Genomic DNA, 21,865 nt, shown 5'->3' on the forward strand with positions numbered 1-21,865 from the left:
AAACATGCGCCAGACAGTACTGGCGCAAAAGAGGCGGCCAATGACACGCAAGCAGCGGCGTTTGACGATCATCGGCGGCTCGCTCGCCGTGCTCGCGGTTGCCGCAGCTCTGGTGCTGAATGCGATGCGCGATTCGATCGTGTTTTTCTCGACGCCGCAGATGGTTGCGGAAAAGCATATTCCGCCGGGCAAGCGGTTCCGGCTCGGCGGCCTCGTGCAGCCGGGGTCGCTGGTACATGGTGACAATCTGAAGGTCACTTTCGAAGTCGGGGACGGAAGCGCCGCCTTGCCGGTTTCCTATCAGGGAATTTTGCCCGACCTGTTTCGTGAGGGGCAGGGCGTCGTCGCAGAAGGTGCGCTCGACGCCTCCGGCGTTTTCAAGGCCGACACCGTACTTGCCAAGCACGACGAGAAATACATGCCCAAGGATGTCGCCGATGCGCTGAAGAAGCAGGGGCATTGGAAAGAAGAATACGGTACGGGCGCTAACGGCAGCAATACCGCGGCCGCTCGCGCCGCCCAAAGCGGACAGGGGGCTATGCGGTGATCGCCGAAAGCGGACATTACGCGCTGGTGCTGGCCTTCGGTCTGGCGCTCATTCAGTCGACGGTGCCGATCCTCGGCGCACGCTGGGGCGAAATTTCCTTGATGAATGTCGCGCGTTCGACGGCGGTGGCGCAACTCGTGTTCGTCGCGGCGTCGTTTGCGGCGCTGGTCACGCTCCACGTTTCCTCGGATTTTTCCGTTATCAACGTGGTCGAGAATTCGCACTCGATGAAGCCGTTGATCTACAAGATTACCGGCGTGTGGGGTAACCACGAAGGCTCGATGCTGCTTTGGGTATCGATCCTGGCGCTGTTCGGCGGTCTGGTCGCGATTTTCGGCAACAACCTGCCGATATCGCTGCGCGCCCACGTTTTGGCGGTACAGGCCTGGATCGCCAGCGCCTTCTATCTTTTCATCCTGATGACCTCAAATCCGTTCCTGCGGATCGCCAATCCGCCGATCGAGGGACAGGACCTCAATCCCGTCTTGCAGGATATCGGTCTCGCCGTGCATCCGCCGATGCTTTATCTCGGCTATGTCGGCTTTTCGATCTCCTTTTCCTTTGCCATTGCGGCGCTGCTCGAAGGCCGGATCGACGCGGCCTGGGCGCGCTGGGTGAGGCCCTGGACGCTGGTCGCCTGGATATTCCTCACGCTCGGCATCGCGATGGGTTCGTACTGGGCCTATTACGAACTCGGCTGGGGCGGGTGGTGGTTCTGGGATCCGGTGGAGAACGCCTCGCTGATGCCATGGCTCGCCGGCACCGCGCTGCTGCATTCCCTGGTCGTGATGGAGAAACGCAACGCGCTCAAGGTCTGGACCATCCTGCTGTCGATCCTGGCTTTCTCGCTGTCCTTGTTGGGTACCTTTCTGGTTCGCTCAGGCGTGCTCACTTCGGTCCATGCGTTTGCCAACGATCCGCGGCGCGGCGTGTTCATCCTGTTGATCCTGTGCGTCTTCATCGGCGGCAGTCTTTCGCTCTATGTCTTTCGTGCCTCGTCCCTCAAGCAAGGCGGTCTGTTCGCGCCGATCTCGCGAGAAGGTGCCCTCGTTCTCAATAACCTGCTCCTGACCACCGCCTGCGCGACGGTTTTTGTCGGAACGCTCTATCCGCTCGCGCTGGAAACGATGACCGGAGAAAAGATTTCGGTCGGCGCGCCGTTCTTCAATCTGACCTTCGGGCCGTTGTTCATTCCGTTGATGGCTGCGCTGCCCTTTGGGCCACTGCTGGCGTGGAAGCGTGGCGACCTGCTCGGCGCCGCCCAGCGCCTGATAGCGGCGGGTATTGTGGCGTTGATCGTGGTCGCCGTGGTGTGGGCCTGGACGCTCGGTGGCAGCACCTTCGCGCCGCTGGCGATCGGTCTCGCGATGTTTGTGATCATTGGCGCCATTATCGATATCGTCGAGCGCACGGGGCTGTTTCGGTTGCCGCTTGGCGTTGCACTACGGCGTGCACGCGGTCTGCCGCGTTCATCCTGGGGCACGATGTTCGCCCATGCCGGCGTCGGCCTCGCGTTGATCGGCATCGTCTGCGAGACCACCTGGAACAGCGAAAATATCAGGTCGATGCGAGCAGGCGACGTCACCAGTATCGCAGGATACGGCCTCAAGCTCGAAAGCTTGACGCCGCGCGGAGGGCCGAACTACCGCGAAACGGCTGCCAAATTCAGCGTCCTGGTCGATGGTCGCGTGATCGCCACGATGACGCCGTCGAAACGCAACTTCACGACGCGCAGCGCCACTACGACCGAAGCCGCGTTGCTATCGCGCGGGGCGAGCCAGCTTTATATCTCGCTTGGCGACATCGCACCCGATGGTTCGGTCGCGGTCCGGATCTATCACAAGCCTCTCGTGCTGTTTATCTGGTTCGGTCCAGTGCTGATGGCATTCGGCGGCATGCTGTCGTTGTCGGATCGGCGTCTGCGGGTCGGCGCACCGAAACCCGCGAAATCGCTGCGCGGATTGCAGCCGGCGGAGTGATGTCTTGAAACGAGCTTTCCTTCTCGCCTTGGCGATCGTTGCGATGATGGCGACCTCGGCCGTTGCCGTGCAGCCCGACGAGGTCATGGCGGATTCCGCCAAGGAAGCCCGGGCGCGGGATTTGTCGCGCGAGCTGCGTTGCATGGTCTGCCAGAACCAGTCCATCGACGATTCGGAAGCGCCATTGGCGCGGGACCTGCGGCTGTTGGTTCGCGAGCGGATCGCCGCCGGCGACAGCGATTCGCAGGTGATGGATTTTCTGGTGGCGCGTTATGGCGAGTTCGTGCTGTTGAAGCCCCGCCTCAACTCGCACACCTGGCTGCTCTGGTTTTTGACGCCGCTCGCATTGGCAGGCGGCGGTATTGCCCCGTGGATTCAGGGCCGTCGCCGTGCTCGATCCGGTGCGGGGCAGGATGCGGCGCTGTTAAGGCTGACGCCTGAAGAAGAGGCGCGGCTCAATCAGCTCATCGCCGCGGAGCAGGCTTCCGAAAAATAGCGGCAGGAAGTGCCGCGCGAGCTCATTCGGCCTGCGATAATCCGCCGCATAGAATGGCCTGTTCATTACCAAAGTTTAATTCCTCCGCCAGCGCACCGTAAGGGGGAAATACCCATGTTTGGGGCGTACCTGTGCTTGCCCCGCACAATTTGATTCAGGTTCTGGAGAAGCTTTTATGACCGATCGCCCCACCGATCTTTCCTCACTTCCGTCCTATCGAACGCCGCGTCGCTCGGTTTTGTCGGCACGCAGATTCGCGCTGATGGCGTCGGTCGTTGCCGGCCTCGGCGTTGCCATTTACGGCTTTGGGTCGCCTTCCGGCCCGGTCGATATCTTCAGCACTGCTGCGCACGCGCAGGTCAACAACGAGGTTCGCAAGGTCGCCCAGCCGGTCGGCTTTGCCGACATCGTCGAGCGCGTCAAACCGTCCGTGATTTCGGTGAAGGTCAACATCAACGAGAAGGTCGCCAAGAACGACGGCGACAACAATGACGACTCGCCGTTCCCGCCGGGATCTCCGATGGAGCGCTTCTTCCGCCGCTTCGGCGGGGGAGACCTGCCACCCGGCTTGCGCGGCATTCCGCGTGGCCGTGGCGTGGTGACCGGGCAGGGTTCGGGTTTCTTCATTTCGGCTGACGGCTTTGCCGTGACCAACAACCACGTCGTGGACGGCGCCGACAAGGTCGAAGTGACCACCGATGACGGCAAGACCTACAGTGCCAAGGTGATTGGAACCGACGCTCGCACCGATCTGGCGCTGATCAAGGTTGAAGGCGGATCGAATTTCCCGTTCGCCAAACTGTCCGACGGCAAACCGCGGATCGGCGATTGGGTTCTCGCGGTCGGTAATCCCTTCGGGCTCGGTGGCACGGTGACGGCCGGTATCGTTTCGGCCAGCGGCCGCGACATCGGCAATGGTCCCTATGACGATTTCATCCAGATCGACGCGCCCGTAAACAAGGGCAACTCGGGTGGTCCGGCCTTCAATACGGAAGGCGAGGTGATGGGCGTCAATACCGCGATCTATTCGCCGTCCGGCGGCAGCGTGGGCATTGCGTTCTCGATCCCGGCTTCCACCGTGAAGAGCGTGGTTGCGCAGCTCAAGGACAAGGGTTCGGTGAGCCGCGGCTGGATCGGCGTCCAGATTCAGCCGGTCACGCCCGATATCGCCGACAGCCTCGGCCTGAAGAAGGCGGAAGGTGCGCTGGTTGCGGAACCGCAGGCGAACGGTCCGGCGTCGAAAGCCGGGATCGAGTCCGGCGACGTGATCACGGCGGTGAACGGCGAAACGGTCAAGGATGCCCGCGAACTCGCCCGCACCATTGGCGGGTTGTCCCCCGGGACTGCGGTCAAGCTCAACGTGCTGCATAAGGGCCAGGACAAGACGATCAGCCTTAACCTCGGGCAGTTGCCGAATACGCTCGAGGCCAAGGCCGACACCGATAATGGCGACAAGGGCAGTACGGCCCGTGGAACCGATGTGCCGAAGCTGGGGTTGACTCTTGCGCCGGCCAATAGCGTCGCCGGCGCCGGAAAGGACGGTGTGGTGGTAACCGATGTCGATCCGAAGAGCGCAGCGGCTGAACGCGGTTTCAAGGAGGGCGATGTCATTCTGGAAGTCGCCGGCAAGAGCGTTGCCAACGTCGGAGACGTGCGAGAGGCCATCACCGCCGCGCGTAACGACAACAAGAACAGCGTCCTGATGCGGGTCAAGAGCGGCGGATCTTCGCGTTTTGTCGCGGTCCCGCTGGCGAAGGGCTAAGCGTCGGGTACGACGAAATGGAGGGTACCGTTGGCACAATCGCCCCCGCCGACGGCGCTTTCCTCGGGGGCGGGTCATGAACCCGCTTCCTTGACTACCTTCCGGTGGAAAACGCCCCCCTCCGTCGGGAGGTCAAAGGGCGGTGAGGTCCCCCCAGCTTCACCGCCCGCTTTTTTGGCTTCATTTGGCTCAATAGGGCGCGTCCGATCGTCTTGCATGAGGCCCCCGGCCGCGCCATGGTGATGGAAGCTCCCACGTGACCGCGATCGCAACCGACACCCAGATGCGACTTTTGATTATCGAAGACGACCGGGAGTCCGCCGACTATCTGGTCAAGGCGTTCCGTGAAGTAGGGTATGTGGCCGATCTTGCCGGCGATGGCGAGGAAGGGCTCGCGCTTGCCGAAGGCGGAGATTACGACGTCCTCGTGGTCGATCGCATGCTCCCCAAACGCGATGGCCTGTCGCTGATTGGCGCGCTGCGCGAGAAGGGCAACCGTACCCCCGTCCTGATTCTTTCGGCGCTCGGACAGGTCGACGACCGCATCAAGGGCCTGCGCGCCGGCGGCGACGACTACCTGCCAAAACCGTATTCCTTTGCCGAGCTGCTCGCGCGGGTCGAAGTATTGTCGCGGCGCCACGGCGGCCCAGCCGAGGAAACCACCTATCGCGTCGGCGATCTGGAGCTCGACCGGCTTTCGCACCGCGTGATGCGCGGCAAGGAGGAATTGACGCTGCAGCCGCGCGAGTTCCGGCTCCTGGAATATCTGATGAAGCATGCTGGCCAGGTTGTGACGCGGACCATGCTTCTGGAAAACGTCTGGGATTATCACTTCGATCCGCAAACCAATGTGATCGATGTGCACATCTCACGGTTGCGCTCCAAGATCGACAAGGGGTTCGAGCGCCCGTTGCTTCACACCATTCGCGGCGCGGGATACATGATCCGTGACGGCATTCGGTAAGCTGATCCGAACCACAGCGTTCCGCCTGACGCTGGTCTATCTGTTTCTGTTCGCGCTGTTCGCGGCGTTCCTGCTCGGCTTTTTTGCCTGGAACACGCGCCGCCTGATCACTGAACAGATCACGACCACGGTGAATGCGGAAACCGGCGAGGTCAGCGATATTTTCGGCCGGCGCGGTCTGCGCGCACTGGTTCTCACCATCGAAAATCGCGCGCTGCGTCCCGGCGCCAATCTCTATCTCGTGACGACGCCGGCGGGGCAGGCGGTCGCTGGCAATGTCGGCTCTCTCTCGCCGGGGGTGATGGCAACGACGGGATGGTCCGAGACTGCCTACCGGCGGCTTGACGAACAGGATTCCAGCAATCATTTCGCGCTGGTGAAGGTCACCGAACTCTCCAGCGGTTTCCGGCTTCTGATCGGGCGTGACCTCGAGGAGCGGCGGCGGTTGTTCGGGATCGTCGCCAAGGCGGCGCAGTTTTCGCTTCTGATCGTGGTGGTGCTTGGCCTTGGCGGCGGCATCTTTGTCGCGCGGCGGGTTCTGCGGCGGATCGATGCCATGACCGGCACGACCCAGCGCATCATGGCTGGTGATTTGACCGGGCGTCTTCCAGTGGGACGCAGCGGCGACGAACTCGATCGCCTCGCGGAAAACCTCAACGCCATGCTGGAGCGCATCGAGGCGCTGATGACGGGATTGAAGGAAGTCTCCGACAATATCGCCCATGACCTGAAGACACCGCTGACGCGTCTGCGCAACCGCGCCGAGGACGCGCTTGCGAAATCCAGAACCGAGGTCGAGTACCGTTCGGCACTGGAGCGGACCATCGAGGAATCCGACGGCCTGATTCGAACTTTCAACGCGCTTCTGATGATCGCCCGCGCCGAATCCGGGCAAGCCCGCGGCAACATGGACGACTTTGATGCCGCCGACGTTGCTCGCGGCATTCACGAGCTCTATGAACCGCTCGCCGAAGACGACGGCATGACGTTGCGCGTGAAGGTCGAAACGGCGCCGGTTCATGCCAATCGCGAATTGATCAGCCAGGCCTTGGCGAACTTGGTCGAGAACGCCATCAAATATGGCAAACCCATCTTTGCGACAATGCCGGCGGGCGCAGGCGTCACGGCCGAAGCAGATCGCCGGGAGATTCTGATCGAGGCCAGGCGCGTGGGCGATCGGGTGCTGCTCAGCGTCACCGACCGCGGGCCGGGGATTCCGGTGGCAGACCGCAAACACGCGGTCGAAAGGTTCGTTCGGCTGGAAGCAAGCCGAACCCAGCCGGGTTCTGGGCTTGGACTGAGTTTGGCATCGGCGGTAGCGACGCTGCACGGTGGCGATCTGCGGCTTGATGACGCCCATCCGGGGCTTATCGCTACGCTCGCGATTCCGGTATTGTCCGGCGGCAGTGACCGGCTTGCGGTTCAAATGCAGGATGTGCCACAGAAGGCCGCGTGAATCGACGCGCCTGGTTTCGCCGCTGCGATTTGGCCGCAGGCTTGTGCTTCTTCTGGATCGACATTCGCCATGACTCGTCGCAGAACTGGTGATGCGAATGTCCATCCCGCTTCGCTCGCTGCGCGTTTTATCGCCGGACCGCATTTGTCGGACCCGGATAAGGCCAAGCAGCGGCTTTCGGGCTGGCTGTCGGATCTCACGGCCGGACAGGCGACCGAGTTTGAAAGCCTGTTCGCGCGCTATCCCTTTGCCGGGCAGATTTTCGCGGGCGTCGCTGAAGCTTCACCCTACCTCTTTGATCTGATCCGGTCCGACGCGGCCCGTACGCTCAGGGTTTTGGAGAGCGAGCCCGATCGGCACTTCAAAGAGCTGATCGAGCAGACCCGCGACGACGTATGGGGGGCGTCGAACGAGGCGCAGGCGATGCAGGTTCTGCGTCGCGCGAAGGCCGAGGCGTCGCTCTTGATCGCGCTCAGCGACATCGGCGGCGTATGGCCGGTCATGCAAGTGACGGCCGCGTTGACCGATCTTGCCGTCACCTCGGTGCAATCGGCGTTGCACTTCCTGCTGCGGCAGGAAACCACGCGTGGAAGGATGCTGCCGCCGGACCCGGAGCGGCCGGAGCAGGGCAGCGGGCTGGTCGTGCTGGCGATGGGCAAGATGGGCGCGGGCGAATTGAATTTTTCCAGCGACATCGACCTGATCATTTTTTACGACGCCGAGGCGCCCTCGCTTGCGCCCGATATCGAACCGCAACCGTTCTTTGTCCGTATCGCGCAAGGATTATCGCGGATGCTGCAGCAGCGCAGCGGCGAGGGTTACGTGTTCCGGGTCGATTTACGGCTGCGCCCCGATCCGGCCTCCACGCCGCTGGCGATTTCAATCGCGTCGGCCTTGCATTATTACGAACGCGAAGGCCGCACGTGGGAACGTGCCGCCATGATCAAGGCGAGGGCCTGTGCCGGCGACCTCCAGGCCGGGGAGGCGCTGATCGCTGAGCTCTCACCGTTCGTCTGGCGCAAGCATCTGGATTTTGCCGCGCTGTCCGACGTGCACGACATGAAGCGACAGATGCAGACCTATCGCGGGCAAAGCGAAATCGCGGTCGAGGGGCATAATGTCAAAATCGGACGCGGAGGTATCCGCGAAATCGAATTCTTCGCGCAAACCCAGCAGTTGATTACCGGGGGCCGGCATCCCGAATTGCGGGTGCGGCCGACGCTCGAGGCGCTCGATCGGCTGGCTTCGAGTGACTGGATTACGTTCGAAGCCCGCGATCAGCTCGCCGCGGCCTACGAATTCCTGCGCCGGGTCGAACACCGCCTGCAAATGGTGGCAGACGAGCAAACCCACGCATTGCCTGAAGATCCTCAAGCGGTCGAACAATTCGCGCGCTTTTTCGGTTATGAGAGCCGCGCTGCGTTTGCCAACGTCCTGCTCAGGCATCTCACCATCGTGCAGGGGCATTACGCCAAGCTCTTCGAGGGCGATCCCGCAGGCACCGCCAGGTTGCCCGAGGTAGACTATACAGCGGGGCCTGACGATCCGCGGCTGATCGCGCACCTGACTTCGCTCGGGTTCAAGAAGCCGGTCGCGGTGGCCGCAACGGTGCGGCAATGGCTGGATGGCGACTATCGCGTATTCAGGGTCGAGGCGACCCGCAATTCGTTTGTCGAGTTTCTTCCCTCGCTGATCAACGGCCTTGCGAATGCCGAAGATCCGGACAATGCGATTGTGGTCTTCGACCGTTTTCTCGGGGCCTTGCAACGCGGCGGCAGGCTGTTTGTCCTGCTTAGCCAAAACCGCGATCTCGTGGCGCTGGTGGCCTTGATCCTGGGGGCCGCCCCGCGGCTTGGCGACATGCTGGCGCGGCAGCCGCAGATCATGGACGGCTTGATCGATCCGCGCTTCTTCGGCGCCATGCCGGACCGGCAGGAGCTGTCCGCGCGTTTGGCTTCAACGCTTGAGGACGCCGGTGCTTATGAGGAGTTTCTCGACCGCTTGAGGGTGTTCGGCCAGGAAAGCCTGTTTCTGATCGGCGCGCGGATCCTGTCGGGAACGGTCTCGGCCCAGCAGGCAGGCACGGCATTCGCCGACGTCGCCGAGGGCATCGTTCACACCGTGCACGGGCTGGTGACCGAACAGTTCGCCGTCCAATACGGCCGGATCGGGGGACAGGAAACCGCGATCCTGGCGATGGGAAGGCTGGGCAGCCGCGAGATGACGGCAGCTTCCGATCTGGATTTGATCCTGCTGTATGACTTCGATCCGGAGCAGCCGGATTCCGACGGCGCCAAGTCGCTGCACGGCGCGCAATATTTTGCGCGCTTCACGCAGCGGCTGATCAGCGCGTTCACGACGCGGACGAACTATGGCGTGCTTTATGACATCGACATGCGGTTGCGGCCGTCGGGCCGTGCCGGTCCCGTGGCCTCGCACGTCGATGCGTTCGCCGAATACCAGGACAAGGAGGCCTGGACCTGGGAACATATGGCGCTCACCCGGGCGCGGGTGATTTCCGCCTCGCCGGGATTTCGCGACCGGATAGAGAGCGTCATTCGCCAGGTGTTGACGCGGTCGCGGGACGCGGCGGGCGTCGCGCTCGACGTCGCCGACATGCGCCGTGCCATTGCCCTGGAAAAAGGCGAGGACGATGTGTGGGACCTGAAGTATGTCGCGGGCGGGCTGGTCGATATCGATTTCATCGCCCAGTACCTCCAACTCGCCCATGCCGCCGACAAGCCGGACATTCTCGACGTCAACACGCTGCATGTGCTCGACAACGCCGCACGGCTCGGCGTATTGCCGGCAGCGTCAGCGGAGATATTGCGGTCGGCCGCACTGCTTTATCACGACCTGACGCAAGTCCTGCGGCTATGCGTCAACGAGAGATTCAATCCGGAGACCGCCGGGGAAGATCTCTTGCAGATCATGGCGCGGGCTGGCGACGCGCCGGACTTTTCTTCGCTTCAAGCACGGGTCAAGGAGACCCAGATAGAAGTGCGGCGGGTTTTTAAAGCACTGCTTGAGGAAGGCACCGCCTAGCTTGACAGCAGCGTATCGGCCTTCCGAAGCGTCGTAAGGGCTTCGAGGACGTTCGGGTCGAGGCCAACGCCACCTGCGTCGAGATGCGCGTAGATTCCCTTGCGCATCCGCGGGTCCCAAAACTTGCGGATGTGGTCGGCCACGCCGGCCACTTCCTGATCATGCCCCTGGCTTTCGAAAAATTTGCCGATTTGATTGGCCATGTAGACCAGGTTGTTGCGGTTGCTATGCGACATGGGCAGTTCCTTGCACGAGCGCAACGGGCGTGATGCGATCTTGATGGGTGAAAACTTCGAACCCGTCGGCGCGGGCAATGGCGACGAGCGTAATGCCGGCGGCCTCCGCCATCCTGACCGCAAGCGCGGTCGGCGCCGAGACGGCGACCATGACCGGCGCGCCGATTGCCGCCGTCTTCTGGACCATTTCGACCGAGACGCGGCTGGTCAGCAACACGGCGCCTTCGCTTGCCGGTACTTTGGCTTGCGCGAGCGCTCCAGCCAGCTTGTCGAGCGCGTTATGGCGGCCGACGTCCTCGCGCAGCGCAACGATACCGGCCGCAGGCGTCCAGAACGCCGCGGCGTGAGCGGCGCGGGTTTCGATGTTGATCGGCTGCAACGGAGAAATGCTTGCCATCGCCGTCATGAGCCCGCGCGGCGCGAACGAGCGCCCCCTGCTAACGACGGCGGCGGGACGCAGGGCCTCGGCGATCGAATCGATTCCGCAAAGTCCGCAGCCGGTAGGCCCTGCGATATGCCGCCGTCGCTCGTTGAGACGGGCTGCCTTTTCTTCCGCCAGCCACATTCGCAGTTCGATGCCGTCGTCGAGGTCAACGATCTCCAGCGAGGAAATCTCCTCTGGCGCCTGCACGATGTCTTCGTTGAGGCTGAAGCCGATGGCGAATTCGCCGAGATTTTGCGGCGTGCCCATCATGACAGCGTAGGTGCCGCCATTATAAGTCAGCGCCAGCGCGGTCTCTTCGGGGATCGCGCGCGTACCCTCGTTGAGACGGCCATCGCGCCATGCCAGACGGTCGACGGTACGAACCGGATCGCGCACGATTACTCCGCAGCCTCCACAACGGGCGCAATGCGCCGCGAATTGCGAGCCTGCTCGTCGTAGGTCTTCTGCCATTCCGACGGCCCGTTGGAGGGCGAGATCTGCACCGCCGTGACCTTGTACTCGGGACAGTTGGTGGCCCAGTCGGAGAAGTCAGTGGTGATGACGTTGGCCTGCGTGTCCGGGTGGTGGAAAGTCGTGTAGACCACGCCCGGCGCGACGCGATCGGTGATCAGCGCGCGCAACGTGGTCTCGCCGGCACGGCTCTTGAGCCTCACCCAATCACCATCGCGCACGCCGCGCTCCTCGGCATCGTGGGGGTGAATCTCCAGCCGGTCTTCCTCGTGCCACACGACGTTTTCGGTGCGACGGGTCTGGGCACCGACATTGTACTGGCTGAGAATGCGTCCCGTCGTCAGCAGCAACGGATAGCGCGGGCCGGTACGTTCGTCGGTCGCGACATATTCGGTCCTGATAAACTTGCCCTTGCCGCGCACGAAGGCGCCGATATGCATGATCGGCGTACCTTCCGGCGCCTTCTCGTTGCAGGGCCACTGTATCGAACCGAGTTCTTCGATCCTGGCAAAAGAAACGCCTGCGAACGTCGGCGTCAGCGCCGCAATCTCGTCCATGATCTCGGAAGGGTGGCTATAGTTCATCTCGAAGCCCATCGCCTTGCTGAGCTGAATGGTGACCTCCCAGTCCGCAAGCCCGTTGCGCGGCGTCATCACCTTGCGAACGAGCTGGATACGCCGTTCGGCGTTGATAAACGTGCCATCCTTTTCCAGAAAGGTTGAGCCGGGCAGAAACACGTGGGCGTAGTTCGCGGTCTCATTGAGGAAGAGGTCGTGAACGATGACGCATTCCATCGCCGAAAGCGCCGCTACGGTATGGGTGGTGTTGGGGTCGGATTGCAGAATGTCCTCGCCCTGCACATAGAGGCCCATGAAGCTGCCGTCGATCGCGGCGTCGAACATGTTGGGAATGCGCAGGCCCGGCTCCGGATTGAGCTTGACGTTCCACGCCGCCTCGAATTGATGGCGCACCGCATCGCCCGCGATATGGCGGTAGCCGGGCAACTCATGGGGGAACGAGCCCATGTCGCAGGAGCCCTGCACATTGTTCTGGCCGCGCATCGGGTTCACGCCGACGCCGGGGCGGCCGATATTGCCGGTCACCATCGCGAGGTTGGCAATCGCAATGACGGCGGTGGTGCCCTGGCTGTGCTCGGTGACACCGAGGCCGTAATAGATCGAGCCATTGCCGCCGGTCGCGAACAACCTGGCGGCCGCCCGCAACTCCTTCGGATCGACCCCGGATCTGATGGCGATGGCCTCGGGGCTGTTCTGCGGCTGCGAGACGAAAGCTGCCCAGTCCTCGTATTCGCTCCAGTCGCAGCGCGCACGAATGAAGGCTTCGTTGGCGAGGCCCTCGGTGACGATCACATGCGCTATCGCGGTCAGCACCGCAACGTTGGTGCCAGGCATCAGCGGAAGGTGATGCCGCGCCCTGATGTGGGCCGAACGCACCAGCTCAATGCGGCGTGGATCGATGACGATCAGCTTGGCGCCCTGGCGAAGGCGCTTCTTCAGGCGAGAACCGAACACTGGATGAGCGTCGGTCGGGTTGGCGCCAATCATGATGACGACGTCGGTATCCTCGACCGAGTCAAAGTCCTGGGTGCCGGCCGAGGTGCCGAAAGTCGCCGAGAGGCCGTATCCTGTCGGCGAGTGGCAGACGCGGGCGCAGGTATCGACATTGTTGTTGCCGAAGCCGGCACGGATCAGCTTCTGCACCAGGTAGGTTTCTTCATTGGTGCAACGCGACGAGGTGATGCCACCGACGGAGTCCCGCCCATATTTGGTCTGGATCCGCTTGAATTCCGACGCCGCATAGTTGAACGCTTCATCCCACGACACTTCGCGCCAGGGATCGGTGATCTTTTCGCGGATCATCGGCTTGAGAATGCGCTCCTTGTGGGTGGCGTAACCCCAGGCGAACCGGCCCTTGACACAGGAGTGACCGCGGTTCGCCTTGCCGTCCTTGTAAGGCACCATGCGCACGACTTCCTCGCCGCGCATTTCCGCCTTGAAAGCGCAGCCGACGCCGCAATAAGCGCAAGTCGTGACCACCGAATGCTCGGGCTGGCCGATCTCGATCACCGATTTTTCGGTCAGCGTTGCGGTCGGGCAGGCCTGAACGCAGGCGCCGCATGAGACGCATTCGGAGCCGAGGAAGCTCTCGCTCATGCCGGGCGAAACGCGGCTGTCGAAGCCGCGGCCCGAGATCGTCAGCGCGAAAGTGCCCTGGACTTCCTCACAAGCGCGCACGCAGCGTGAGCAGACGATGCACTTCGAGGGATCATAGGTGAAATACGGATTGGATTCGTCTTTGGGCATCCAGGCCGCATTCGGTGCGCCATTGCTCTTGGCGAAAACGTGGTTCTCGCCTTCATATCCGTAGCGCACGTCGCGCAAACCCACCGCGCCGGCCATGTCCTGCAATTCGCAATCGCCATTGGCGGCGCAGGTCAGGCAGTCGAGCGGATGGTCGGAGATGTAGAGCTCCATCACGCCCTTGCGCAGCTTCTTGAGCCGCTCGGTCTGGGTGTGGACCACCAGGCCCGGCATGACAGGCGTGGTGCAGGACGCCGGCGTGCCGGCTCGGCCCTCGATCTCGATCAGGCACATCCGGCAGGAGCCGAATGCGTCGACCATGTCGGTGGCGCAGAGTTTTGGAATCTGCGTCCCGGCATCCATTGCCGCACGCATGATGGAGGTGCCTTCGGGCACCGTGACGCTCTGGCCATCGATGGTGAGCGTAACCATGGTCTCGGACTTGGAGCGGGGTGTTCCGAAATCGGTTTCCTGGATCAGCGACATGGCGATCTCCTTTATTCCGCAGCCTGCAGGCTCTTCGGAGCCGGGCTGAAATCTTCCCTGAAGTGTTTAAGCGCGCTCATCACGGGGTAGGGGGTGAAACCGCCGAGTGCGCAGAGCGAGCCGAATTTCATGGTGTTGCAGAGGTCCTCGACGATGACGAGGTTTTGCTCGACGCGTTCGCCGGAGCGAATCTTGTCGATGGTTTCGACCCCGCGGGTCGAGCCGATCCGGCACGGCGTGCACTTGCCGCAGGATTCGATCGCGCAGAATTCCATCGCAAATCGTGCCTGCTTTGCCATGTCGACGGTGTCGTCGAACACCACGATGCCGCCGTGACCGATCAGGCCATCGCGCCCCGCAAAGGCCTCGTAATCGAACGGCGTATCGAATAGCGCGCGCGGGAAATACGCGCCGAGCGGTCCACCGACCTGCACGGCGCGAACGGGACGCCCGGTAAGGGTGCCGCCGCCGATTTCATCGACCAATTCGCCAAGCGTGATACCGAAGGCGATCTCGAACAGGCCGCCATTTTTGATGTTGCCTGCGAGCTGGATCGGCATCGTGCCGCGGGAACGGCCCATGCCGAAATCTGCGTAAGCCTTCGCGCCGCCGGGGGCGAGGATGAAGGGGATCGCGGCAAACGACAGCACGTTGTTGATCACGGAAGGCTTGCCGAACAGGCCCTTATGCGCCGGCAAAGGCGGCTTGGCCCGGACGATACCGCGGCGGCCTTCGAGGCTCTCCAGCAGCGAGGTCTCTTCGCCGCAAACGTAAGCGCCGGCGCCGACCCGGACTTCCAGATTGAAGCTGTGCTTTGAACCGCAGATGTCTTGACCCAGATAACCGGCGCGCCTCGCGGTCGCGATCGCAGCGTTCATCGCCTCCACGGCGTGCGGATATTCCGAGCGGATGTAGATGTAGCCTTTGGTGGCGCCCACGGTGACGCCGGCAATCGTCATGCCTTCGATCACCACGAAGGGGTCGCCCTCCATGATCATGCGGTCGGCGAAGGTGCCGCTGTCGCCCTCGTCAGCATTGCAGACGATGTACTTCTGGTCGGCGGCGGTCTGCGCTACGGTTTTCCACTTGATGCCGGTCGGAAAACCGGCGCCGCCGCGGCCGCGCAATCCCGACGCCGTGACGTCGGCAAGGATTGCATCCGGCCCCATCGTCAGCGCGCGCTCAAGGCCCTTGTAGCCGTCATGGGCGCGGTAATCCTCGACCGAACGCGGATCGACGATGCCACACCGCACAAACGTCAGGCGCGTCTGTCTCTTCAGCCAGGGAATTTCTTCGGTGAGGCCGAGCCGCAGCCGATGCGGGCCATTGGAGGTCATCGCGTCGAGCAGGGAGGGTACATCGGCAACGCTTGCCGGGCCGTATGCCACGCGGCCTTTCACGGTCGCCACCTCGACCATCGGCTCAAGCCACATCAGGCCGCGCGATCCGTTCCGGATGATGCTGACCGGGAGGTCGCGCTCTTCGGCCGCTTGCTCGAACGCCAGCGCAAGTTCGTCGGCGCCGACCGAGACAGCCGCCGCATCGCGCGGAATGAAAATCCGCATTTTCATCGCTGTGCCTCCGCGACCAGCGCGTCGAGGCGCTTTTCATCGAGCCTTCCGACCAGACGGCCGTCGAGCATTGCCGAAGGCGCGGTGGCGCAAAGGCCGAGGCAATAAATCGGCTCCAGCGTGACGCGCTCGTCGGCGGTCGTATTGCCGATCGCAACGCCAAGTTTGGCTTCCGCGCGCGCGGTAAGCGCATCGCCGCCGGCGGCCTGGCAGGCTTCGGCACGGCATAATTTGAGGACGTGCTTGCCCGCCGGCTTGTGACGAAAATCATGATAGAATGTGAAGACGCCGTGGACTTCCGCGCGCGACAAATTCAGGGCTTGCGCGATCATAGGAATGGCGGGCTCCGGCACATAGCCGAACGCCTGCTGAAGCGCGTGCAGGATCACCAGCGTCGCGCCTTCCAGATGCGTGTGCTCTGCGATAATTTCGGCGCCGCGCTTGGCGTCCCATGGTTCGTACGCGGGCATGATCCACCTTCTCAATCAGTATCTTGTTGTTAGATACTGAGAGGCGGAATCATCCTAGAAATCAATAAAGCTGTCTCATGCTGCGATAGCGAAATACTATCGATAGGAAAGTGACATTAGTTGATACGAAACTCCAATAGCTGGCGCCTTGCCGGATCGTTTTCGAGCGCAAAATGCCGCCAATTTGAGCTCTCACCGCATTGGACTTTTAGCCCATCTGGCGAGCGCCAAGGCGTGATATTTGTTACCCTTGAAAACGTTGGGGGACGTCTTGATAGACAAGCTTGAACTTCTGCTGTCGCTGGCCAAGGAGCGTCATTTTGGACGCGCGGCGGAGGCCTGCGGCGTCACGCAGCCGACGATGTCGACCAGTCTCAAGCAGCTGGAGGAAATTCTCGGCGTAATGCTGGTACAGCGCGGTTCGCGTTTTCAGGGCTTTACCGCCGAAGGCGAGCGTACGCTGGATTGGGCGCGGCGCATCGTCGGCGACGCCCGCGCGATGCGCCAGGAAATCAATTCGCTGAAGGACAAGCTTTCGGGCGAGATCCGGATCGCGGCAATCCCTACCGTGCTCGGCATGGTCGCCTCGCTCACGACACCGTTTCGCGCCCGCCATCCGGACGTCCGCTTTCGCGTGGTATCGTGCACCTCGGTACAGGTGCTCGGGCTTCTGGAGAATCTCGAAGTCGACGCCGGACTGACCTATATCGAGAACGAGCCGATCGGCAACGTCCGCACCATTCCCCTCTTCAACGAAAGTTATCGCCTGCTGACCTCGCCCGAAGGCATATTCGGCGACCGCGAGCAGGTGACATGGGCGGAGGTCGGACAGGTTCCCCTTTGCCTGCTGACGCCGGACATGCAGAACCGGCGCATTATCGATCGCGCGCTCCGGTCGGTCGGGGCGGAAGCGACGCCAACGCTGACCTCCAATTCTCTCCTGGTTCTTTATACCCACGTAAAGACCGGCCGCTGGGCCAGCGTGATGCCGGCGAAACTGGCGGAAACCCTGGGGCTTGCGGACAAGGTCCGCAGCATCCCGATTATCGATCCGGTCGTCGACTACAGCATTGGGATGGTGGTTCCCCAACGCGATCCGATGACGCCGCTGATTGCCGCGCTGGTTCAGATTGCGCGCGAGGTCGCGCCCACGCTGCTCTGACGGTGGAGCGGATCAAGCTGCGGCGGCTTTTATGTTGTCGGCGGCATTGCGCGGCAGCGATACCCGAACGACGGTGCCGCTGCCGAGCTTCGAGCGCAACCGCATCGAACCGCCATGCAAGTTGGTCAGCGACCGTGCAATCGCAAGCCCAAGTCCCGAGCCGTGATAGGTCTTGGTCAACTGGCTTTCGACCTGCTCGAAAGGTCGGCCCAGCCGCCGCAGCGATTGGGGAGCGATGCCGATCCCGGTGTCGGCAATCAACAGCACGATGGAATCCTCGACCTGGCGGCTGCGGACGATGATCTTTCCGCCGTCAGGCGTGAATTTGACGGCGTTGGAGAGCAGGTTGACGATGATCTGCTTGGTCGCGCGGCGATCGGCCATAATCGAGATCGGGCCATCGATCTCCGCATCGAGATCGAGGTTCTTGTCGTCGGCGCGGCCCGACACGACCCGCAGGGATTCGGCGAGCGTCTTCGAAAGATCCAGCTCTTCCTTGTCGAGCTTCATCCGGCCGGCTTCGATCTTGGACATATCCAGGATGTCGTTGATCACCTCGAGCAGGTAATGCCCGCTGGTGAGAATGTCGTGGCAATATTCCTGGTACTTTTCCGAACCGAGCGAACCGAACATGCCGCTTTCCATGATTTCGGAGAACCCGATGATGGCGTTGAGCGGCGTCCGCAGTTCGTGGCTCATATTGGCGAGGAATTTGGACTTGGTCTGGTTGGCTTCCTCGGCGCGGGTCTTTTCCCGGGAATACTTTTCGGCGAGATCGGCAAGCTCGATCGCCTGACGTTCAAGTTCGCTCTGCGAGCGCTTGAGATCGATGACGGTGGCGCGCAGCCGAAGATCGTTGTCGACCAGCTTCTGTTCGTGTTCCTTGATGCGCGTGATGTCGGTTCCGACCGAAACGTAGCCGCCGTCCTTGGTCCGGCGCTCGCTGATGTGCAGCCAGCTGCCGTCGTCGAGTTGCGCCTCGAAGGTCCGCGCGCCCGGCGCCTGGTTGGCAATCTCGTGCAGGCGGGTTCGCACCTCCGGCATCCGGCCGACCTCGATCACGGTCTCGTAGGATGTGCCGGGGATGACCGCCGAATCCGGCAGCTTGTGCAGCCGCTGGAAATGCGAGTTGCAGAGAACCAGCCGATCGCTGGCGTCCCACAGCACGAAGGCTTCCGGGATGGTCTCGATCGCATCGCGCAGCCGCAGGTCGGCCTCGACGGTTTTTTCGGCCAGGCTTTTCTGCTCGGTAATATCGACCGCGATCCCGATCAGGTGAAGCCCGGTATCGGCCGCGCCCTGGCTGAGTTCGCAGCGAACCCGGAGCCAGATCCAGTGGCCGTCGGTGTGCTGCATGCGGAATGTGTGATCGATGTTGTTGATCTTTGAGGAGATCAGCTGATCGGCGATTTCGAAAAGATCAATGTCGTCTGAATTCACGAGCGCATTGACCTCGCCGAAGGTCAGAAGGTCGCTGCGGTTTTCCAGCCCAAGCATGGTGAACATCGATTGCGACCAGAAGATCCTGCCGCGCGAGAGATCCCAGTCCCATAATCCGCAACGGCCACGGTTGAGCGCGGTGTCGATGCGTCCGCGCACGGCGTCATTGATGAGGTCGCCCTCCCGCGCCCGTGTCGACTGCCAGTGGAACGCGAAGCCGAGGATCAGCACGACAAAGCCGGTGGTCGCAGACAGCGTCACGGACAGCGCGGCGTCGGATCGCCAGATCGAATCATTTTTTTCCTGGATCACGATCACCTGGCCGGGCAGGGACCGGACCGAGTGCCGGACCACCAGCGCGCCACTACCGTTCGGCAGCGTGATGTCGGTGACGCCGGTAGGACGTCCCGCGGCGGGCGGCGGCACGACGGCGCTAACGATATCGAGGATGTTGCTGGAGTCGCCGATCGTGGATTCGATCGGGATGCGGGCGAGAATTCGCTGGTCGATGCCGGTGACGATGACGTGCCGCCCGGCGGCGATGGCCCATGAAGGGATCAATCCCGGAAGAAGCAGTTGAAGGCGCTCGAACGAAGCCGCGCGATCCTGCCGGGCCGAGGCGATGCGATCGAGACGTTCGGCAAGCAGGTCGGCCACCGCCACAAGATCGCGTTTGGTCGCCGCCCGTTTCTGACGGGTCTGGTCGATGACCTGCACGAAGGCGCCGAGGCAAATGGTGATCAGGAACGCGATGATCAGAGTCGGTACTGCACGACGGAGCGCAGGCTCCGCTAACAACAGCCTGTGATAGGCTGGTTTCGCGATCGATTGCGCCAATCCCTTGATCGAATCGGATTGGACGCACGCGCTCGCCGCGTGTGCGCGCGCCATACCGTTTGCCCCCTTGGAAGATTCCGTACCCACCCGGTTCGAGGAAAAATCGCCGCCCCCGAATCAGATTCATTTGAATCCACTTTTTTCGAGCTGTCGAGAGTCAACGATTTGTTAAGGCAAATAATTCTTGTCCACGACGAATCGGACCACCAAAAAGTCCGCAAAATGCCGGGCGAAATGAGTCCGAAACAGGAACACGTTTCGCTGATTTGGTTTACGCCTTCGGCGGCTCGGCGTGACTGATGACGCGCTTCACGGTCGGGAAAGCGCGGCGCAGGGCCCGCTCGATTTCATCGACACTCTCGTGAACCTTGATGACGCTCATCAAAGGCGCCGCGCGGCAGTGGAAGTTAACGATTTCGCCGGCGTCTGTATCCCGCACCCGGACATTATGGATGTCGTGGATCACACCGGGCGCTGCGAACCGCGAAAGCGCCGCGCGGATTGTCTCCACCCGGTCCGGCGCGGCATCGGTTCCTTGCGGCAGTTCCGGTTCCAGCGGCTCGATATGGGTGTCGACTTCGACATCTTCGCCGAACTCGTCGCGGATGTTCCGCTCCAGCGTATGGGCGATATCATGGGCCGCCGTCAGCGCCATCTCGCCATCGACTTCAAGGTCGATGCTGACGGTGAGCTTGTCGCCGAGATCGTGAACCGTGACATGATGGACGGCGAGGCCGGAATTGCGCGCGATCACCATGATGCGCTCGCGCACGCTCTCGTTGTCGCGTGCGACCGGGACCGCGGTGAACGTCAGGTCGGCGTCGTCCAGCGCGGCGGAAACGGCTACTTGTGCCTTTCGTTTGATCTCATCGACGCGATCGATCGGGTAGGTTCGCGGAACCTGGACGATGGCATCGATGAAATGGGTTGCGCCGGCCATGCGCACGCGCAGCCGCTCGACGCCGACTACCCCCGGAACGACCCGGATCGCAGCGGTGGCTTTCTCCGCGGCGCCTTCCGGGGCGCGGTCGGTCAGGGTCTCGACGGTGGAGCGGGCGAGCCGCATGCCGAGCGTCGCGATGACGACGGCAACCGTGGCAGCGGCGGCCGCATCGCCCCAAGCATAGCCGAGGCCGGAGAGCGCAAGGCCTGTGATGACGGCAACCGAGCCGAGCACGTCGGAAGCAAAGTGCAGCGCGTCGGCAGCCAGCGCCTGGCTCTTGGTCGCGTGCGCTACGCGGTGCAGAGCCCTGGCTCGCCATAGATTGACGGCGATATCGAGGACAAGCACGATGAAAGGAATCGCCGACAAGACCGGAGGCGGGCTCCCCCCGTGCAGGCGGCTGAAGGCTTCGACCAGAATGCCGCCGGCGAGCACATAGAGCATGGCGATGATGCCGAGCGCCGACACGCTCTCGAGCTTGCCATGGCCATAATGGTGTTCCTCGTCGGCCGGGCGATCGGAAAAGCGCACCACCAGCCAGGTGACGACCGTTGCGACCACGTCCACGGACGAGTGCAGGGCTTCGGAGATCAGCGCCAGACTGCCGATGGCGATGCCAACCGCGAATTTGGCCGCAGCCATGCCGGCGCTGGCGAAAATCGAAATCGCCGCGACGCGCGATTTGGTCGGATGAACGGGACCGGTCATGAGCGCGGTTTAGCAGGGCAATGTTTAACATTAAAGCAACCGGATTCCGCAACTGCCAATCAATCGCAGGACGGCGAGCAAACGTGTTGCAGATCGCTCTCTTGGTTACTTACCTGCGGCGTAATGGAGAACCTGCTGCACTGTCTCCACTATGGCCCGGTCTGGAACGACCAGACCACCAATCAATGGAGCAAGAAATGACGGACGCCGCCCAAATCGCCGATCGATATATCGCTGTTTGGAATGAAACCGATCCCGGTCGCCGCCGCACGATGCTGGCGAATGGCTGGACGAAGAACGCCACCTACGTCGATCCTTTCGCGGCCGGCGAAGGTCACGAGCAGATCGGCGCGCTCATCGGCGCGGTCCAGGAACGCTTCCCCGGTTTTCGCTTCGCACTCAGTGGTGGCGTTGATGGGTATGGCGACAAGATTCGTTTTTCATGGGCGCTGGGCCCGGAAAATGAGCCGGATATGATCAAGGGCACCGACATCGCTCTCGTTGAGGGTGAACGCCTCAAATCGGTGATCGGCTTTCTGGACAAGGT

Annotated in this window: 16 protein-coding genes; 9 read left to right on the plus strand and 7 right to left on the minus strand. The window is 62.3% G+C overall.

Annotated elements, in window-relative coordinates:
• Positions 1-40: 40 nt before the first annotated feature.
• The 7 genes from ccmE (at position 41) to WB528_RS14600 (ending at position 10,249) form a co-directional block, all read left to right on the plus strand.
• Positions 41-547, plus strand: coding sequence for a cytochrome c maturation protein CcmE (gene ccmE / locus WB528_RS14570; protein ID WP_423889114.1), 507 nt, complete (start codon positions 41-43; stop codon positions 545-547).
• Complete coding sequence (locus WB528_RS14575; protein WP_423889115.1) at positions 544-2,526, plus strand: heme lyase CcmF/NrfE family subunit; 1,983 nt, start codon at positions 544-546, stop codon at positions 2,524-2,526. Before ccmE ends, WB528_RS14575 begins: the two co-directional genes overlap by 4 nt.
• 43 nt (positions 2,527-2,569) lie before the next feature.
• A complete protein-coding gene (locus WB528_RS14580; protein ID WP_423889130.1) occupies positions 2,570-3,022 on the plus strand; it encodes a cytochrome c-type biogenesis protein in 453 nt (150 codons plus the stop codon).
• A 175-nt stretch (positions 3,023-3,197) separates the two neighbouring features.
• On the plus strand, positions 3,198-4,784 hold the full coding sequence (locus tag WB528_RS14585; protein ID WP_423889116.1) for a Do family serine endopeptidase: 1,587 nt from the start codon (positions 3,198-3,200) through the stop codon (positions 4,782-4,784).
• 283 nt (positions 4,785-5,067) lie between these two features.
• On the plus strand, positions 5,068-5,748 hold the full coding sequence (locus WB528_RS14590; protein ID WP_423889131.1) for a response regulator transcription factor: 681 nt from the start codon (positions 5,068-5,070) through the stop codon (positions 5,746-5,748).
• Positions 5,732-7,204, plus strand: coding sequence for an ATP-binding protein (locus WB528_RS14595; RefSeq protein ID WP_423889117.1), 1,473 nt, complete (start codon positions 5,732-5,734; stop codon positions 7,202-7,204). Before WB528_RS14590 ends, WB528_RS14595 begins: the two co-directional genes overlap by 17 nt.
• 69 nt (positions 7,205-7,273) lie before the next feature.
• The gene (locus WB528_RS14600; protein ID WP_423889118.1) at positions 7,274-10,249 is read left to right on the plus strand and encodes a bifunctional [glutamine synthetase] adenylyltransferase/[glutamine synthetase]-adenylyl-L-tyrosine phosphorylase; all 2,976 of its coding nucleotides are present in this window, start codon (positions 7,274-7,276) and stop codon (positions 10,247-10,249) included.
• Here WB528_RS14600 and WB528_RS14605 read toward each other — a convergent pair.
• From WB528_RS14605 to WB528_RS14625, 5 genes are read right to left on the minus strand one after another with little or no spacing between them, the layout of a single operon-like run.
• Positions 10,246-10,485: a formate dehydrogenase subunit delta gene (locus WB528_RS14605; RefSeq protein WP_423889119.1), complete on the minus strand. Its 240-nt coding sequence runs from the start codon at positions 10,483-10,485 to the stop codon at positions 10,246-10,248. The genes WB528_RS14600 and WB528_RS14605 overlap by 4 nt on opposite strands.
• Positions 10,475-11,305, minus strand: a complete 831-nt coding sequence (fdhD, locus tag WB528_RS14610) for a formate dehydrogenase accessory sulfurtransferase FdhD (protein ID WP_423889120.1) — start codon at positions 11,303-11,305, stop codon at positions 10,475-10,477. Before fdhD ends, WB528_RS14605 begins: the two co-directional genes overlap by 11 nt.
• A gap of 2 nt (positions 11,306-11,307) precedes the next feature.
• A complete protein-coding gene (gene fdhF, locus WB528_RS14615; RefSeq protein ID WP_423889121.1) occupies positions 11,308-14,187 on the minus strand; it encodes a formate dehydrogenase subunit alpha in 2,880 nt (959 codons plus the stop codon).
• A gap of 11 nt (positions 14,188-14,198) precedes the next feature.
• Positions 14,199-15,758, minus strand: coding sequence for a formate dehydrogenase beta subunit (locus WB528_RS14620; RefSeq protein WP_423889122.1), 1,560 nt, complete (start codon positions 15,756-15,758; stop codon positions 14,199-14,201).
• Positions 15,755-16,228, minus strand: a complete 474-nt coding sequence (locus WB528_RS14625) for a formate dehydrogenase subunit gamma (protein ID WP_423889123.1) — start codon at positions 16,226-16,228, stop codon at positions 15,755-15,757. Before WB528_RS14625 ends, WB528_RS14620 begins: the two co-directional genes overlap by 4 nt.
• A 271-nt stretch (positions 16,229-16,499) precedes the next feature.
• On the opposite strand from WB528_RS14625, the gene WB528_RS14630 reads away from it, so the two are divergent.
• The gene (locus WB528_RS14630; RefSeq protein ID WP_423889124.1) at positions 16,500-17,390 is read left to right on the plus strand and encodes a LysR family transcriptional regulator; all 891 of its coding nucleotides are present in this window, start codon (positions 16,500-16,502) and stop codon (positions 17,388-17,390) included.
• Between the two features lie 12 nt (positions 17,391-17,402).
• Here WB528_RS14630 and WB528_RS14635 read toward each other — a convergent pair whose 3' ends face one another.
• Together WB528_RS14635 and WB528_RS14640 are read right to left on the minus strand one after the other, a co-directional pair.
• Complete coding sequence (locus WB528_RS14635) at positions 17,403-19,721, minus strand: PAS domain-containing sensor histidine kinase (protein WP_423889125.1); 2,319 nt, start codon at positions 19,719-19,721, stop codon at positions 17,403-17,405.
• Between the two features lie 217 nt (positions 19,722-19,938).
• The gene (locus WB528_RS14640) at positions 19,939-21,318 is read right to left on the minus strand and encodes a cation-efflux pump (RefSeq protein WP_423889126.1); all 1,380 of its coding nucleotides are present in this window, start codon (positions 21,316-21,318) and stop codon (positions 19,939-19,941) included.
• Positions 21,319-21,515: 197 nt separating this feature from the next.
• On the opposite strand from WB528_RS14640, the gene WB528_RS14645 reads away from it, so the two are divergent.
• On the plus strand, positions 21,516-21,865 hold a 350-nt coding region (locus tag WB528_RS14645; RefSeq protein WP_423889127.1), incomplete at its 3' end, for a nuclear transport factor 2 family protein.

Origin of the sequence: Bradyrhizobium sp. (assembly GCF_049586575.1) — a bacterium.
Taxonomy (GTDB): domain Bacteria; phylum Pseudomonadota; class Alphaproteobacteria; order Rhizobiales; family Xanthobacteraceae; genus Bradyrhizobium.